Origin of the sequence: Amycolatopsis australiensis (assembly GCF_900119165.1) — a bacterium.
In the GTDB taxonomy this organism is placed as follows: Bacteria; Actinomycetota; Actinomycetes; order Mycobacteriales; family Pseudonocardiaceae; genus Amycolatopsis; species Amycolatopsis australiensis.
In genome coordinates, this window is the sequence record NZ_FPJG01000006.1 from 4884970 (window position 1) to 4900119 (window position 15150).

The 15150-nt window shown below is 69.9% G+C and carries 14 protein-coding genes and 1 pseudogene; 10 read left to right on the forward strand and 5 right to left on the reverse strand.

Annotation, left to right across the window (positions count from 1 at the left end; translation table 11 throughout):
- Nucleotides 1-416: 416 nt before the first annotated feature.
- The 3 genes and pseudogenes from BT341_RS24130 to BT341_RS47675 all read right to left on the reverse strand — a co-directional run.
- A complete protein-coding gene (locus BT341_RS24130) occupies nucleotides 417-860 on the reverse strand; it encodes a DoxX family protein (protein WP_072478441.1) in 444 nt (147 codons plus the stop codon).
- A 1017-nt stretch (nucleotides 861-1877) separates the two neighbouring features.
- On the reverse strand, nucleotides 1878-2555 hold the full coding sequence (locus tag BT341_RS47380) for an AAA-type ATPase lid domain-containing protein (RefSeq protein WP_281256003.1): 678 nt from the start codon (nucleotides 2553-2555) through the stop codon (nucleotides 1878-1880).
- Between the two features lie 424 nt (nucleotides 2556-2979).
- Nucleotides 2980-3576, reverse strand: a pseudogene (locus BT341_RS47675) (GAF domain-containing protein); the annotation flags it as partial.
- Nucleotides 3577-3700: 124 nt separating this feature from the next.
- Between BT341_RS47675 and BT341_RS24145 the strand changes: the two are divergent.
- The 10 genes from BT341_RS24145 to BT341_RS24190 all read left to right on the forward strand — a co-directional run bounded on the left by BT341_RS24145 (nucleotide 3701) and on the right by BT341_RS24190 (nucleotide 13514).
- Nucleotides 3701-5338: a ferritin family protein gene (locus BT341_RS24145; protein WP_072478443.1), complete on the forward strand. Its 1638-nt coding sequence runs from the start codon at nucleotides 3701-3703 to the stop codon at nucleotides 5336-5338.
- A gap of 67 nt (nucleotides 5339-5405) precedes the next feature.
- Entirely contained in the window at nucleotides 5406-6452 is a 1047-nt protein-coding gene (locus BT341_RS24150) for a 2Fe-2S iron-sulfur cluster-binding protein (RefSeq protein ID WP_072478444.1), read from the forward strand.
- An 11-nt stretch (nucleotides 6453-6463) separates the two neighbouring features.
- Nucleotides 6464-7567 carry an aromatic/alkene monooxygenase hydroxylase subunit beta gene (locus tag BT341_RS24155; protein ID WP_072478445.1) on the forward strand — a complete coding sequence of 368 codons (1104 nt, stop codon included), beginning with the start codon at nucleotides 6464-6466 and terminating at the stop codon, nucleotides 7565-7567.
- Nucleotides 7564-7914: a propane 2-monooxygenase effector subunit MimD gene (mimD, locus tag BT341_RS24160; RefSeq protein ID WP_425426400.1), complete on the forward strand. Its 351-nt coding sequence runs from the start codon at nucleotides 7564-7566 to the stop codon at nucleotides 7912-7914. Before BT341_RS24155 ends, mimD begins: the two co-directional genes overlap by 4 nt.
- 93 nt (nucleotides 7915-8007) lie before the next feature.
- Nucleotides 8008-9042, forward strand: a complete 1035-nt coding sequence (locus tag BT341_RS24165) for an amidohydrolase family protein (protein WP_072478447.1) — start codon at nucleotides 8008-8010, stop codon at nucleotides 9040-9042.
- Nucleotides 9039-9764 (forward strand): metal-sulfur cluster assembly factor, encoded by a 726-nt coding sequence (locus BT341_RS24170; protein ID WP_072478448.1) that lies wholly within the window; start codon nucleotides 9039-9041, stop codon nucleotides 9762-9764. The genes BT341_RS24165 and BT341_RS24170 overlap by 4 nt, the downstream gene beginning before the upstream one ends.
- Nucleotides 9761-10786: an NAD(P)-dependent alcohol dehydrogenase gene (locus BT341_RS24175; RefSeq protein ID WP_072478449.1), complete on the forward strand. Its 1026-nt coding sequence runs from the start codon at nucleotides 9761-9763 to the stop codon at nucleotides 10784-10786. The genes BT341_RS24170 and BT341_RS24175 overlap by 4 nt, the downstream gene beginning before the upstream one ends.
- A gap of 16 nt (nucleotides 10787-10802) precedes the next feature.
- Nucleotides 10803-12449, forward strand: a complete 1647-nt coding sequence (groL, locus tag BT341_RS24180; protein WP_072478450.1) for a chaperonin GroEL — start codon at nucleotides 10803-10805, stop codon at nucleotides 12447-12449.
- A gap of 57 nt (nucleotides 12450-12506) precedes the next feature.
- Nucleotides 12507-12968, forward strand: coding sequence for an MmyB family transcriptional regulator (locus BT341_RS24185; RefSeq protein WP_143168630.1), 462 nt, complete (start codon nucleotides 12507-12509; stop codon nucleotides 12966-12968).
- Nucleotides 12969-13061: 93 nt separating this feature from the next.
- Nucleotides 13062-13514, forward strand: coding sequence for a MaoC/PaaZ C-terminal domain-containing protein (locus tag BT341_RS24190; RefSeq protein WP_072478452.1), 453 nt, complete (start codon nucleotides 13062-13064; stop codon nucleotides 13512-13514).
- Here the strand turns inward: BT341_RS24190 and BT341_RS24195 are convergent.
- Nucleotides 13511-14629, reverse strand: a complete 1119-nt coding sequence (locus BT341_RS24195) for a zinc-dependent alcohol dehydrogenase (RefSeq protein WP_072478453.1) — start codon at nucleotides 14627-14629, stop codon at nucleotides 13511-13513. The genes BT341_RS24190 and BT341_RS24195 overlap by 4 nt on opposite strands.
- The gene (locus BT341_RS24200) at nucleotides 14626-15150 is read right to left on the reverse strand and encodes a nuclear transport factor 2 family protein (RefSeq protein ID WP_072478454.1); all 525 of its coding nucleotides are present in this window, start codon (nucleotides 15148-15150) and stop codon (nucleotides 14626-14628) included. Before BT341_RS24200 ends, BT341_RS24195 begins: the two co-directional genes overlap by 4 nt.

Below are 15150 nucleotides of genomic sequence, written 5' to 3' on the forward strand. Positions count from 1 at the left end.
GCCGGCACCCAAGCGCGGCCCAGCGACAAAGAGAACTCCACGGGACTCGAAGTCCTTCGGCGCACCGCCGGAGCGGCGGGCCGTGTGCCCGCCAGGGGCACCGGCGGAGTCAGCGCCCTTGAGAAGTTCCTCCCGCGTGGCCCAGAGTTGGATCCGGCGCGTCTCGCGCGAGTCCTCGAAAGCCGGCCACCGGTCATGAACCGTGGTACTGACGGGCCGGTGCCGTCGAGCGGCGGAGCAATGCGGGTCGCGGTGCGGCGAACAGCTGGTTCCGGTGTGGTTTCGTGCGCCTCGGGGCCGGTCAATGAGCGCGTTTGCAATGCACGGCATCGAGACCCGACGGAAGCCGGCAGCCTTCCGCAGGGAGCACGGACTCCCGCGGTGCCGACCGCGATCCGGTCGGCGACCGCGAGCCGTCAGGCCGTTGCCGCGTCAGGCGGGGCGGCCGGGTGGCGGGCCAGGGAGCCGAGCGCGACGGCGCCCGGGCCGGTGAAGACGAGCAGCAGGAACGCCCAGCAGAACAAGGCGGAGGACTCGCCGTGGTTCTGCAGCGGCAGGAGCCCGTCGGGCTGATGGACCACGAAGTAGGCGTAGGCCATGGAACCGGAGGCGAGAAACGCCGCGCTGCGGGTGAATACGCCTGCCGCGACCAGCAGCCCGCACACCAGCTGGATCACCGCCGCGTACCAGGACGGCCAGGCTCCGGCCGCGACGGTTCCGCCATTCGTGCCGACCGCTCCGCCGAAAACTCCGAAGAGCGAGGCGGCGCCGTGAGCAGCGAAAAGCAGACCGATGACGACGCGGAAGACGCCGAGCGCGACTGGAGCCGCCTTGTCGATGGTCGAACTGGGCACGGGCATGATTACTACTCCTCGTCGAGAAAGTTAGGCAAGGCTCGCCTACCATAGAGAGGTGCCGCAGGACCGTCCAGAGGCTGTGATCCGGGTCAAAGCGGGACGTGCCGGACACTGGATCTTGATCGACCTGCTCGCGATGCCGCTGCGGATGTGCTGGCCTGCAAAAACTCTGAACCACGGGAGTCCAGGCTGGAGACCGCGCGTCGCGGGCAGCGACCTCCGGCTCCCGCGTCCCGGGCCGCGGAGGTCACCGAACCCCCGCGCACCTAGCGGCTGATGCTCGTCGCGCTCGCCCAGCGGGACCTGCGGCAGGAAGCCCACCCCAGCCGCTGACCCTGGCAGCTCGTGGCCGAGGAGCTCGACGAGGTGGACCCGCGACGGACCGCCAAGCGGGTCGAGCACCTCGTCACCGGCGTCTGCCCCTGCTTGGGTGGAATGGTGATCGCGCCGGAGACCGTGAACCGCACCACGCCTCCTCGCCGTTCACCACGACGAGCGCGATCTTGGCGCGGCAGGTGCCGGTTCCGTAGTCGTCGGCAAGCACGCGGACCACGTGCCCGGAGTGCACACTGCGGACCCGTCTTCGTCGGTCAGGGGGCTCGCCGCGGTCGAAGATCACCCGTACGTCACCGTCGCGGCAACCCCGGGTGCATGCGTCCACGGTGACCAGTGAGCGTACCGCGTAGACCGCCAGCCAGACCACGCCGCGCCGCCCGCAGCGAGGCGATCGACAAGCCCGAGCCGACCGATCCCGCGCCGCTGCTTCTTTCGGCCCGCCTGCATCACCGTTGGTCACCATACTGCTCAGGGGGAGACTCAGGAATGGGACGCCTTCGGTGAGGAGGTGCCCGACGATGATGTTCCGCCGAGGATCATCCGAAGCGCGTGCAGAGACGTCTCGTGGTCCCAGCCGGGTGAAGCTGTCGACGGTGTGCCGGGCGCTCTGGGGGAGCACGGCGCCCGGTGCAGGTGGTTGGCCGGTTCGAGTCCGAGTGGGACGACTTGTCGGATCGCCCGAAGCTAGGAGTGGTCCGGGACGATTCCGAACGCGCGGATCTTGCGGTAGATCGTCGCCCGGGACATGCCGAGGTCGGCCGCTGCGTGTTCCTTGTTGCCGCGGTTGGCGGCCAGGCTGCGCACGATCGCGTCGCGCTCGATCGCCTCCAGCTTGGTCAGCTGGCGGCGGGTGAACGTGCGGCACTCGGCGGGCAGGTCCGCCACTTCGATCGTCCCGCTCCGGCGCCGGCGCGCGGCGTCCGCCAGCACCTGGTCCAGCTGCCGGACGTTCCCCGCCCACGGCAGCCGCATGAGCTGGCGCAGGCAGGCGTCCGACACCGTGAGCGGCCGGTTCGCGGTGTGGCGCGCGAGCAGGTGGGGTACCAGCCGCTGCAGGTCGTCGAGCCGGTGGCGCAGCGGCGGGACCTCGACGGTGTGCGCGAAGAACGGCATCAGGCAGCCCTGCACGTCCGAGCCGGCCGACTCGTCGCCGAGGGTGACGACCACCCAGGCCGGGGCCTGGTCCGGCGGCGCGCCCTGCCACCCGGTCAGCAGCGTGGTGAGCCGCTGCAGGCCGTCGCCCGACAGCGTGTCGGCGCGCCGGACGATCACCACCGGCGGTTCGCCGCGGGGCACGTCGTCGGCCAGGTCGTCGGCCCACTCCTCGTAGCCGTCGGCCACCGCGGCGCAGTCCACCAGCACCGGGCGCCGCCGGGTCGCTGCGGGCCGCCCGGCGCCGGGACTGGGCCTGGTTCTTCACGCGGAACACGCCGCCCGCGAGCACGGAGCCGCTGTAGACCGGCCGGTACTCCAGCCGGGCGACGATGCCGGACGGCAGGTCGGCGACCACGGTCGTCGGCTTCGTCGAGCCGACCAAGTCGGCCGTGTGGGTGATGAGCGCGGCCCGGTCGGTCACGTCGTAGAGCTCCTCGGCGTGGCTGTTGACCATCACGACGTCCTGGTTGACGGCCAGGACGGCGCCCGAGCCGCGCCGGCAGGAGGCGAGGTACTCGCGGAACAGGCTGAGCTCGCGGGCGCCGGTGGTGGCGAGCATCGCCTCCTCGATCCGCTTGGCCGTGGTGCGGGCCAGCGTCAGGAGCAGCGGGCCGCAGGCGTCGGCCCACGACGTGAGGTCGAGTACGCCGGCCAGGTTTCCCCTGATCGGGTGGACGATCGGCGCGCCGGCGCACTCGAACTCCGTGAGGCTGCCGTTGAAGTGCTCGAACCCCGACACCAGCACCGACTTCTGGCACTCCAGCGCCGTGCCGATGCCGTTCGTGCCCACGGACTCCTCGGCGTAGCTGTACCCGGGCGCGAGCGAGACCTTGTCGAGTCCCGTGGTCAGGGCCCGGTCCGTGGTCACCCGGCTGACCACGAGACCGTTCGCGTCGGTCAGCAGGATGGCGACGGGGTGGCCGGCCATCTCCTCCGACAGGTTCGCCAGAACGGGTGTCGCGCTGTGGGCCAGCAGGCTGTCTTCGTCGCGGTCGGTGACGTACACCGGGTCCGGCTCCTCCGCGTCGACCCGGTTCGCCAGCGCGCGCCGCCACGACGCGCTGATGACGTCCCGCACGCCCGGCAGCTCGGCCGGGGGCGAGGACAGGAACATCTCCCGCAGGTCACGCATCGGCTGTGGTCCCTGCCGGTCTCGGTGCGTCGTCACCAGCGTCTCCTTCGACGGTCGGTGCCCCGGGCGGGTGGTGGAACGGCCCGTGCCCGCCATGGTCGCGCGGACCGGCGTCCCGCTCGGTCTCACATTGAGACAGAACCCGGGTGCGATGCGCAACACACTCTCCCCGTCAGACGTACGGCCGGGCTGAGAGACCCCGGTTTCGAGGAGGCCGATTTTGAGCAGGCAGAGTCTCACCAAAGCGCACAACAAGATCACCGAGCTGTCGTGGGAGCCGACGTTCGCCACGCCGGCGACCCGGTTCGGGACGGACTACACGTTCGAAAAGGCGCCCAAGAAGGACCCGCTGAAGCAGATCATGCGCTCCTACTTCCCGATGGAGGAGGAGAAGGACAACCGGGTCTTCGGCGCGATGGACGGCGCGATCCGCGGGAACATGTTCCGGCAGGTGCAGCAGCGCTGGCTCGAATGGCAGAAGCTGTTCCTTTCGATCATCCCGTTCCCGGAGATCTCGGCGGCCCGCGCGATGCCGATGGCGATCGACGCGGTGCCGAACCCCGAGATCCACAACGGACTCGCGGTGCAGATGATCGACGAGGTTCGCCACTCCACGATCCAGATGAACCTCAAGAAGCTGTACATGAACAACTACATCGACCCGGCGGGCTTCGACATCACCGAAAAGGCGTTCGCGAACAACTACGCGGGCACCATCGGCCGCCAGTTCGGCGAGGGGTTCATCACCGGGGACGCGATCACCGCGGCCAACATCTATCTCACGGTCGTGGCCGAGACCGCGTTCACCAACACGCTGTTCGTCGCGATGCCCGACGAGGCCGCCGCCAACGGCGACTACCTGCTGCCGACGGTGTTCCACTCCGTGCAGTCCGACGAGTCGCGCCACATCAGCAACGGCTACTCGATCCTGCTGATGGCGCTGGCCGACGAGCGCAACCGGCCGCTGCTGGAGCGCGACCTGCGCTACGCGTGGTGGAACAACCACTGCGTCGTCGACGCGGCGATCGGCACGTTCATCGAGTACGGCACCAAGGACCGCCGCAAGGACCGCGAATCCTACGCGGAGATGTGGCGCCGCTGGATCTACGACGACTACTACCGCAGCTACCTGCTGCCGCTGGAGAAGTACGGCCTCGTCATCCCGCACGACCTCGTCGAGGAGGCGTGGAACCGGATCACCAACAAGTTCTACGTCCACCGCGTCGCGCAGTTCTTCGCGACCGGCTGGCCGGTGAACTACTGGCGGATCGACGGGATGACCGACGCCGACTTCGAGTGGTTCGAGCACAAGTACCCCGGCTGGTACGACCAGTTCGGCAAGTGGTGGGAGGCCTACAACCGGCTGCGCTACCCGGGCCGCAACAAGCCGATCGCGTTCGAGGACGTCGGCTACGAGTACCCGCACCGCTGCTGGACCTGCATGGTGCCCTGCCTCGTCCGCGAGGACCTCGTGGTCGACAAGGTCGACGACCAGTGGCGCACGTACTGCTCGGAGACCTGCGCCTGGACCGACAAGGTCGCCTTCCGGCCCGAGTACGAGGGCCGTCCGACGCCCAACGCCGGCCGCCTGACCGGCGCCCGCGAGTGGGAGACGCTGCACCACGACCAGGACCTCGCCGACATCGTCGGGAACCTCGGCTACGTCCGCGACGACGGCCGGACCCTGATCCCGCAGCCGCACCTCGACCTGGACGACCCCAAGAAGCTCTGGACGCTCGACGACCTGCGCGGCATCCGGTTCGCCAGCCCCAACGTGCTGCTCAACCAGATGTCCGACGCCGAACGCGAGCAGTGGGCCGCGGCCTACCGCGCCAACCCGAACGTCACGGTCGCCTGACCCCGAGACCGGCGGCCGGCGGCCGTGTCCGCACTCCGCCGGCCGCTTCCCGAGAATCGAGGCAACCATGGCCGACAAGCACCGCATCTCGTTCGAGCCGGTCGACGTCACGATGGAGGTGGGCGAAGACGAGAAGATCCTCGACGCCGCCTTCCGCCAGGGCATCCACCTCATGCACGGCTGCCGCGAAGGCCAGTGCTCGGCGTGCAAGTCCTACGTCCTCGACGGCGAAATCCAGATGGAGCGCTACTCGACGTTCGCCTGCAACGACGCCGAGGTCGAGGAAGGCTACGTGCTGCTGTGCCGCGCGCACGCCTTCAGCGACTGCACCATCGAGCTGCTGAACTTCGACGAGGAGGAGCTGCTCAACTCCGCGCCGCTGCAGCACGTCCGGACCGAGGTCGCCGAGATCGTCGAGCACACCCGCGACATCGTCGGCCTCAAGCTCAGGCCGGTCGACCCCCCCGGGTACGAGTTCAAGGCCGGGCAGTACGCCGACCTGACCATCCCGGGCACCGGTGAGCGCCGGTCGTTCTCGATGGCGACGACACCGGCCACGACCGGGCACATCGAGTTCGTCATCAAGAAGTACCCGGGCGGCCGGTTCTCGTCGCTGCTGGAAGACGGCATCGCCGTCGGCGACCCGATCGAGCTGACCGGGCCGTACGGCAACTTCACGCTCAAGAGCGGGCACGCGCTGCCCCTGGTGCTCATGGCGGGCGGCGCGGGCATGGCCCCCGTGCTCGGCCTGCTGCGGCACCTCAGCGAGACCGGCGACCCCCGCCGGATCCGGTTCTACTACGGCGCCCGCACCGCCGCGGACCTGTTCTACCTGGACGAGATCCGCGCCCTGGGCGAGCGGCTGGCGGACTTCGGGTTCGTCGTCGCCCTTTCGGAGTCCACCGACGGCGCCGCCGGGCTCGGCGTCCACGCGGAGCCGGGGATGGTCACCGACGTCGTCGAGGCCGCGGAGCCGCAGCTGCACCGGAGCGAGGTCTACCTGTGCGGGCCGCCGCCCATGGTCGACGCCGCACTGGCCTTGGCCGCCCGCCAGGGCGTTCCGGACGACCAGGTGTTCTACGACAAGTTCACGACCGCGGTCCACGACGAGTAAGAGGAGACGACATGGCAACACCCGCGCCGAAAGCGCGCAGCTTCCCGAAGGTGGAGTTCACCGACTCGGAAGCCGGCGCCCTCGAGTTCCCCAGCTCCAAGAGCCGGGCCTACTCCTACTTCAAGCCGGCCAAGCTGCGGGCGACGGTGTACGAGGACGTGACCGTCGACGTCCAGCCCGACCCCGAACGGCACCTGTCGCAGGGCTGGATCTACGGCTTCGGCAACGGGCCCGGGGGCTACCCGCCGGAGTGGACCCGCGCGAAGTCCTCGAACTGGCACGCCTTCCTCGACCCGAACGAGGAGTGGGAGCAGACCATCTACCGGAACAACTCCGCGGTGGTCCGGCAGGTCGCCCTCGGGCTGGAAAACGCCAAGCGCGCCAACGCCTACGGTGGCTGGAACGCCGCGTGGCAGAAGTTCATCGCCCGCAACCTCGGCGCCTGGATGCACGCCGAGAACGGGATGGCGCTGCACGTGTTCACCTCGATCCAGCGTTCCGGCCCCACCAACATGATCAACACCGCGGTCGCGGTCAACGCCGCGCACAAGATGCGCTTCGCCCAGGACCTCGCGCTGTTCAACCTCGACCTCGCCGAGTCGCTCGACACCTTCGACGGCGCGGTCCACAAGGAGGTCTGGCAGTCGGCCCCCGAGTGGCAGCCCACCCGGCGCGTGGTCGAGGAGCTGACCGCCGTCGGCGACTGGGCCGAGCTGCTGTTCGGCACCAACGTCGTGTTCGAGCAGCTCGTCGGGCAGCTCTTCCGCTCGGAGCTGGTGATGCAGATCTCCGCCAGGAACGGCGACTACATCACCCCGACCATCGTGGGCACCGGCGAGCACGACTACAGCCGCGACCTCACCTGCACCCGTGCCCTGTTCCGGCTGCTCACCCGCGACGAGCGGTTCGGCGCCGCCAACCGGGAGCTGTTCGGCCAGTGGCTGTCGACCTGGGTGCCGCGGTGCCTGGACGCCGCGCTCGCGCTGCAGCCGATCTGGTCGCAGCCCGCCGAGAAAACCCGCACCTTCGCGGACTCGCTCGCCGCGACCAAGGAGAAGTTCGCCCAGCTGCTCTCGGAGCTCGGGCTCGACGTGCCGAAGGAGCTGGACCAGTGAGCACTCCCATGCAGTTCGGGTCGCAGACAGAGGCGTCGAACATGTGCGGCGTCACCCTGATGAACACGCCGATCGGCCGCGTCGTCGCCGACGTGATGGGCGCCAAGGACGACGTGGCCCTCGTCGAGTACCCGTCCATGATCCGGGTGGACGGCCGCAAGCTGCTCGAGTTCGACTACGCCGAGCTGACCGACGCCCTCGGCCAGCCGTTCGACGGCTCGGTCTTCGAGGAGATCAGCTCCACCCACTACGGGCGCATGGTGCACCTGGACGACCGCACCCTGCTGTTCGCCAACCCCGAGGACGCCGCCGAGTACATCGGCTTCGACCTCTCGGCCCACGGCTGAGCGGACCGCGCCCACCCGGTGGTGGCGGGGCACCGGGGGCCCCGTCACCACCACCCCCACCACACACGACGCACCGAAGGGTGAGGATCTCCGATGTACGAGAAGGATGGCGAGCAGTACTACGTCGTCGACGGCCACGTCCACATCTGGGACGCCCGCGAGGCCAACCTCAAGAACGTCCACGGCAAGCAGTTCATCGACTGCTTCTACGACTACCACCGCAACCTCAGCCCCGAAGAGGTCGTCTGGGACTACGACACCTACACCTACTACGGTGCCGAGCGGTTCATGAAGGACGTCTTCGGCGAAGGGCACGTCGACCACGCGATCTTCCAGGCCACGCTGCTCACCGAGTTCTACAAGACCGGGTTCGGGCAGACCGAGGAGGCGTTCGGCCTCGCCCGGCAGCACCCCGACAAGCTGACCTACAACCACGCCTACGACCCGCGCGACGGCGAAGCCGGCCTCGAGCGGCTGCGCCGCGACGCCGAGCGGATGAACCTCAAGGGCGTCAAGCTCTACACCGCGGAGTGGCACGGCGACTCGCGCGGCTACAAGCTCGACGAGCCGTGGTCGCGCCGCTACCTGGAGGAGTGCCTCGCCCTCGGCATCCGCAACATCCACGTCCACAAGGGACCGACGATCCGGCCGCTGGACCGGGACGCCTTCGACGTCGCCGACATCGACAAGGTCGCGACCGACTACCTCGACCTCAACTTCATCGTCGAGCACGTCGGCCTGCCGCGCCTGGAGGACTTCTGCTGGATCGCCACCCAGGAGTCCAATGTGTACGGTGGGCTGGCGGTGGCGATCCCGTTCATCCACACCCGGCCGCGGTACTTCGCCCAGATCATCGGCGAGCTGCTGTACTGGCTCGGCGAAGACAAGATTCTCTTCGGCAGCGACTACGCGCTGTGGACGCCGAAGTGGCTCGTCGAGCGGTTCGTCGACTTCCGCATCCCGGGGGACATGACCGAGTACCCGGCGATCACCACCGAACAGAAGAAGAAGATCCTCGGCCTCAACGCCGCCGCGCTCTACGACCTCGACGTGCCGCGCCAGCTGCGGCTGCCGACCCAGGCCGGTGACGCCGGCGCCGAAGTCGCCGCCGGGGCGGGTGGGCGATGACCACGGCCGTGTCGGTGGAAGCCGAGGTCCTCGCGGCGCTGGCCACCGTTCTCGACCCCGAGCTGGACCAGCCGGTGACCGAACTCGGTTTCGTGCGCTCGGTGCGCATCGACGACGACGGCGTCGAGGTGCACCTGCGCCTGCCGACGTCGTTCTGCGCCCCCAACTTCGCCTACCTGATGGTCTCGGACGCCTGCGACGCGCTGGCGGCCGTCCCGGGGGCGGGCCGGGTCCGGGTGCTGCTGGACGACCACCACGACTCGGAAAAGATCAACCGCGGGGTCGCGGCGGGAGCCGGGTACGTCGGCACCTTCGGCGTCGAAGCCGAAGACAGCCTGGAGGAGCTGCGCCGGACCTTCCGGCGCAAGGCGCACCTGGCCGCCGTCGAGCGGTGCTGCCGCGCCGTGCTCGCCGGTGGGGCCTGGACGCTCGAAGAGCTGCCGCTGCTGGAGCTGTTCGACCTGCCCGAAGGCCCGCTGAAGACGGCGCTGCTGCGCCGCCGGGAAGCGCTCGGCCTGCCCACCGGTTCGCACTCCCGCGTGCTCGTCGGCCACGACGGCACTGCGGTCACGAAGGCGGACAGCGCGTTGTGGCTGCGCCTGGCCGCCGCCACCCGTGTGTCCATCGAGGGCAACGCGCACTTCTGCCGGGGGCTGCTCGCCACCCGGTACGGCGACGCGGATCCCGCCCCGCTCGTCACGAACACGAGGAGCCGCTCATGAAAGCCGTCCAGGTCACCGGGTACCACCGGAACCTCGAGCTCCGCGAGGTCGCGGAACCGGAGATCAGCGGCCCGCTGGACGTCGTCGTCCGGGTCGGGGCCGCCGGTGTCTGCCGGACCGATCTGCACATCCTCGAAGGCCAGTGGGCGGAGAAGAGCGGCGTCACGCTGCCGTACACGATCGGGCACGAGAACGCGGGCTGGGTGCACGCCGTCGGCGACGCGGTCACGAACGTCGCGGTGGGCGACAAGGTCATCCTCCACCCGCTGATGACCTGCGGGCTGTGCCGGGCCTGCCGGCTGGGCGACGACGTGCACTGCGAGAACTCGCGGTTCCCCGGCATCGACACCGCCGGCGGGTACGCCGAGTACCTGCTGACGTCGGCACGGTCCTGCGTAAAGCTGGACGACAGCCTCGAACCGGCCGACGTCGCCGCGCTCGCCGACGCCGGCCTGACCGCCCAGCACGCCGCGGCGAAAGCGGCGAAGGTGCTGCGGCCGGGGGACGTCTGCGTCGTCATCGGCGCGGGCGGCCTCGGCCACATCGGCGTCCAGTGCCTGAAGGCGATGAGCGCGGCGACCCTCGTCGTGCTCGACCGCAACCCCGCGGCGCTCAAGCTGGCCGAGCAGATCGGGGCCGACGTCACGATCGTCGCCGACGGGTCCCATGTGGACACCGTGCTCGACCTGACCGGTGGCCACGGCGCGGAAGCCGTCATCGACTTCGTCGGCGAAGGCGGCTCGACCGCCGAAGGCGTGCGGATGCTCCGGCGTGCGGGCAGCTACTACGTCGTCGGCTACGGCGAAAACCTCGACGTGCCGACGATCGACATCATCTCCACCGAGATCAGCTTCGTCGGCAACCTCGTGGGTTCCTACACCGACCTGCAGGACCTGATGGTGCTCGCCGCCCAGGGCAAGGTGAAGCTGCACACCGCCCAGTACCGGCTCGAACAGTTCCAGCAGGCCGTCGACGACCTGAGCGCGGGGCGGGTCCGCGGCCGGGCAATTCTCATCCCCTGAAAGGAAGTAGGAGATCATGGCGAAGGAGCTGCGGTTCAGCGTCGACGCGCGGCGCCGGCTCGAGCTGGGCGTCAACACCCTGGCCGACGCGGTGAAGGTGACCCTCGGCCCCAAGGGCCGCAACGCGGTGCTGGAGAAGCTGACCGGCCCGCCGACCATCACCAACGACGGCGTGACCATCGCCAGGGAGGTCCAGCTGGAGGAGCCCTTCGCCAACATGGGCGCCCAGCTGGTCAAGGAAGTCGCGATGAAGACCAACGGCGCGGTCGGCGACGGCACCACGACCGCCACCGTCCTCGCCCAGGCGATGGTCCGGGAAGGACTGGCCGCGCTCGGCGAAGGCGCGAACCCCATGCGGGTGCGCCGCGGGATCGAAGAGACCGTCGAGGCGGTCGTCGAGCGGCTGCGCAAGTCCGCGGCCGAGGTCACCGGCGAAGCCGAGCTGGAGCGGATCGCGACGCTCGCCGCCAGCGACGACGAACGCATCGGCCGGGTGATCGCGCAGGCGCTGTCGGCGGTCGGCCGGCACGGTGTCGTCGAGGTCGAGGAGTCGGACTCGCCGGGGCTGAGCGTCGAGGTGGTCGACGGCATCGAGTTCGACCACGGCTACACCTCGCCCTACATGGTCACCGACCGGGAGCGGATGGAGGTGAGCTTCGACGAGCCTGTCATCCTGCTCACCAACAAGAAGATCAGCCAGGTCCAGGAGCTGATGCCGACCGTGGAGGCGGCCCGGCGCCTCGACCGCCCGCTGGTCGTGCTCGCCGAGAACGTCGACGGCCCGGCCCTGCAGCTGATCGTCAGCGGCAACGTGCACGGCACCTTCCGCGCGGCCGTCGTCCGCGCGCCCGGCTTCGGGCACCGGCGGGTCGCCGAGCTGGAGGACCTGGCGGCCGCGCTCGGCGGGCGGGTCGTCAGCGAGGACTCCGGCGTCACGCTCGCCGAGGTCACCGAGCGGGACCTCGGCCGCTGCGAGCACATCACGATCACCGAGGACACCACGACGATCATCGGCGGCGCGGGTGCCGAAGCGTCCGTGCGGGCCCGCATCGGGCAGCTGGAAAAGCAGCTGGAACGGGCGCGGATCGAGCACGACCAGGACAGCCTCAAGCTGCGGATCGCCCGGCTGTCCGGCACGGTCGCCGTGGTCCGGGTGGGCGCGGCGACCAGCGTGGAGCTGAAGGAGCGGATGCTGCGCGTCGAGGACTCGCTGGCGGCGGCCAGGGCGGCGCTGGAAGAGGGCGTCGTCGCCGGCGGCGCAGCGCTGGCCCAGGCGGCGACCACCGTCGAGCTGCCCGCTCTGGAGGGCGACGCCGCCCAGGGCCGCGAGATCGTCCGGCGCGCACTCGGCGAGCCGTTGTACTGGATCGCCGAGAACGCCGGCTACGAAGGCGCCGAGGTGCTCGAGCGCGTCGCGGCCATGGACAACGGGCAGGGCTTCGACGCGCTGGCCGGCGCCTACTGCGACCTCTTCGCGGCGGGGGTCATCGACCCGCTGAAGGTGACCCGGTCGGCGCTGGAGAGCGCGGCGTCGATCGCCGCCCTGCTGATCACCACCGAGACGGCGGTCGTGGAGAAGGTGCTGGTCAACCCGGGAGCGATCATCGCGCCGGGTGTCGGCGACCTGGCCGAGGGCATGGTCCGCCCGTCGAACATCTACTGATCGGATGGCGCGGGGTGCGCGTCACGGGCAATCCGTGGCGCGCACCTTGGCGTGTCGATGGGTCCCGGGTCGTCTGCCGGGGGCGCCGCCTACCCGGCCGCGGCTCGCGGCCGCAACCGGTCGGCCACGCTGCTGTTCTCCGACCCGGTCTTCAAGTCGTTGCACCAGGACTGGGAGCCGATGGCCCGCACCGCGGCGGCGATGCTGCGGATGGAGGCCGGCCGCGACCCGCACGACCAGCGGATGGCCGCGCTGGTGGGCGAGCTTTCCTGGCGGGACGAGGATTTCCGCCGCTGGTGGGGCGACCACCGGGCCACCGCCCGCGACCGCGGCAGCAAGGTGTTCAAGCATCCGGTCGCCGGCGAGCTGACCCTCGGCTGGGACGCGCTGACCTGCGTCGCGGACCCGGAGCAGCAGCTGGTGGTGTGGACCGCGGAACCCGGCAGCCCGTCCCATGACGGGCTGATGCTGCTGTCCTCCTGGGCCGCCAGAACCGACAGTTCGGCAGCCGGTCGCTGACCGGTCCGTTCCCGAACAGGGATCGCCGGCGCGGAGGAACGTCCGACGTCGATTGCTCGAACGAAGTACGGTACCTTCCGGAGGTGGTTCACCGTGCCGCTGTGGTTCGAGGATTTCGAGGCGATGGGGGAGGACGACGAACTGGTTTCGCCCGGTCGCACGGTGACTGAGGCGGACGTGGTGTCGTTCGCCGCCACGACCGGGGACTACAACCCGATGCACACCGACGCGGTCGCCGCGGCGGACGGGCGATTCGGCGAGCGGGTCGCGCACGGCGTGCTCGGATTGTCGTGGTGCCTCGGCCTCAGCTCGCGGACCGGCGCGTTCGAGGGCTCGGCGCTGGCGTTGCTGGGCATCGAGAACTGGGAATTCCAGGCGCCGCTTCGGTTCGGCGACACCGTGCACACGAGGGCGCGGGTGATGGGCACGCGGATGACCGGCCGCGGCGATGCCGGGGTCGTCCGGGTGCGGTACGACCTGGTGACTCAGGACGGCGTCGTCGCGCAGACCGGTCTGATGTCCTATTTGATCCGCAATCGTCCTTAGCTCGCGTGCGGGGCGATCATCACGTGCACCGCGTCCTCCCCGGGCACGTGTCCGGCCAGGGTCTCCACGGCTCGCGCGACGGAGTCGAGGCCGAAGGTGTGGGTGTGCATCCGTTCGAGCGGATATTTGCCCGATTCGATCAGCCGGAGCGCGGGCTCGAACGCGCGGATGTCCTGGGACCACAGGCCTTTCACGGTGAGTTCCTTGGTGATCACCGCGTCCGGCAGGAAGCCGGGAACGGTCGCGCCGGAGCCTTTGACCCCGGCCAGCACGACGGTCGCGCCGGGCTTGGCGACGGCGATCGCGTCCACAATGGGCTGGGTCGAGACCGCGGTGACGTCCACGACCACGTCGGCTCCTTCGCCGCCGGTGTGCTCGGCGACCGCGGCCACGGTGTCCTCCTCATCGGCGACCACCGTGACGTCCGCGCCGAAAAGCTTGGCCAGCTCCAATTTGTGCGCGTCGCGGGCCAGGCCGGTCACGATGATCCGGCCGGCGCCGGCGTCGCGCGCGGCGACGACCCCGGCCAGGCCGCGTTGCCCGCAGCCGAGGATCACCACGGTGTCTCCGCTGCGCAGGCCGGAATCGTGGGCGAACCAGCGGATCCCGGCGGCCATCGGCTGGTAGAGCGCGGCCAGCTCCAGAGGCAGATCGTCGTGCAGCTTGTGGAGCACGGTGCGCGGGTGCAGGTACAGGTATTCGGCGTAGCCGCCCCACAAGCTCGGCGTCAGCGCGGTCGGCAGGTAGCCGTAGGCGTTGATCGCCGCGCCGTTGCCGGATCCCTTGCAGCGGCGGTAGGAACCGGTGAGGCAGGACCGGCAGGAACCGCAGCCGAGCACCGGTTCGACGGCGACCCGGTCTCCGGCGCGCACGCCCCAGCGGCGCGCGGCCTCGGGCCCGATTTCGGCGACGGTGCCGATCGGTTCGTGGCCGGGGATGACCGGATAGGTCACGCCGAGTGCGGCGAATCCTCCGTCGTACTGTTCGACGTCACTGCCGCACATGCCGCACGCGTCCACCCGCAGAAGCGCTTCCTCGGGGCCGATCCGGGGCACGTCGAACTCTTCGATCTCGAATCGCCGGTCGGCGACCTGTACCGCGGCGCGGGCTTTCATTTCGCTCCCATCAGGTCTGCGCGGCCGGGGCCGGTGACGAAGTCGGCGTCGCGGCGGGCGCCCTGGACGAACGCTCCGCTGGCGACGCTGCCCAGCGCCCAGGGCGCGAGCACGGTGGAACCGCTCCAGTCGTGGATCATCTGCCGGTAGGCGATGCGCCAGGTTCCGTCGCGCCGTTCGACGCGGTCGACGTAGCGGCCGCAGAAAACGTTGATCTCCTGGTGGTCCTTCTGTTTCTGGAAGGTCAGCACGATCGCCTCGGAGAACGCCCGGTCGCCGTCGAGTTCGACGAGGTGGTTGGTGACCGCGTGGGTGGTCCATTCCGTGGTCGCGAGTTTCGCCGCGACGATCCGGTCCGCGAATTCCCATGCCGGGCCCGCGTCCGCGCCGTGGTTGTCGTAGGCGTCCGGCCAGAACGCCTGCTTGACCAGTTCGGCGTCGCAGCGGTCGATGCCGCGGCAGTACCCGAGCAGCAGGTCGGCGATTTCCTGTTTCGCGGACAGTTCTTCGTGGGTCAGCAC

Excerpts from the sequence above, each read along its gene's own strand:
- BT341_RS24130 (WP_072478441.1), bottom strand. The coding sequence starts at position 860 with ATGCCCGTGCCCAGTTCGACCATCGACAAGGCGGCTCCAGTCGCGCTC.
- BT341_RS24150 (WP_072478444.1), top strand. The coding sequence starts at position 5,406 with ATGGCCGACAAGCACCGCATCTCGTTCGAGCCGGTCGACGTCACGATG.
- BT341_RS24155 (WP_072478445.1), top strand. The coding sequence starts at position 6,464 with ATGGCAACACCCGCGCCGAAAGCGCGCAGCTTCCCGAAGGTGGAGTTC.
- BT341_RS24165 (WP_072478447.1), top strand. The coding sequence starts at position 8,008 with ATGTACGAGAAGGATGGCGAGCAGTACTACGTCGTCGACGGCCACGTC.
- BT341_RS24170 (WP_072478448.1), top strand. The coding sequence starts at position 9,039 with ATGACCACGGCCGTGTCGGTGGAAGCCGAGGTCCTCGCGGCGCTGGCC.
- BT341_RS24175 (WP_072478449.1), top strand. The coding sequence starts at position 9,761 with ATGAAAGCCGTCCAGGTCACCGGGTACCACCGGAACCTCGAGCTCCGC.
- groL (WP_072478450.1), top strand. The coding sequence starts at position 10,803 with ATGGCGAAGGAGCTGCGGTTCAGCGTCGACGCGCGGCGCCGGCTCGAG.
- BT341_RS24185 (WP_143168630.1), top strand. The coding sequence starts at position 12,507 with ATGGGTCCCGGGTCGTCTGCCGGGGGCGCCGCCTACCCGGCCGCGGCT.
- BT341_RS24195 (WP_072478453.1), bottom strand. The coding sequence starts at position 14,629 with ATGAAAGCCCGCGCCGCGGTACAGGTCGCCGACCGGCGATTCGAGATC.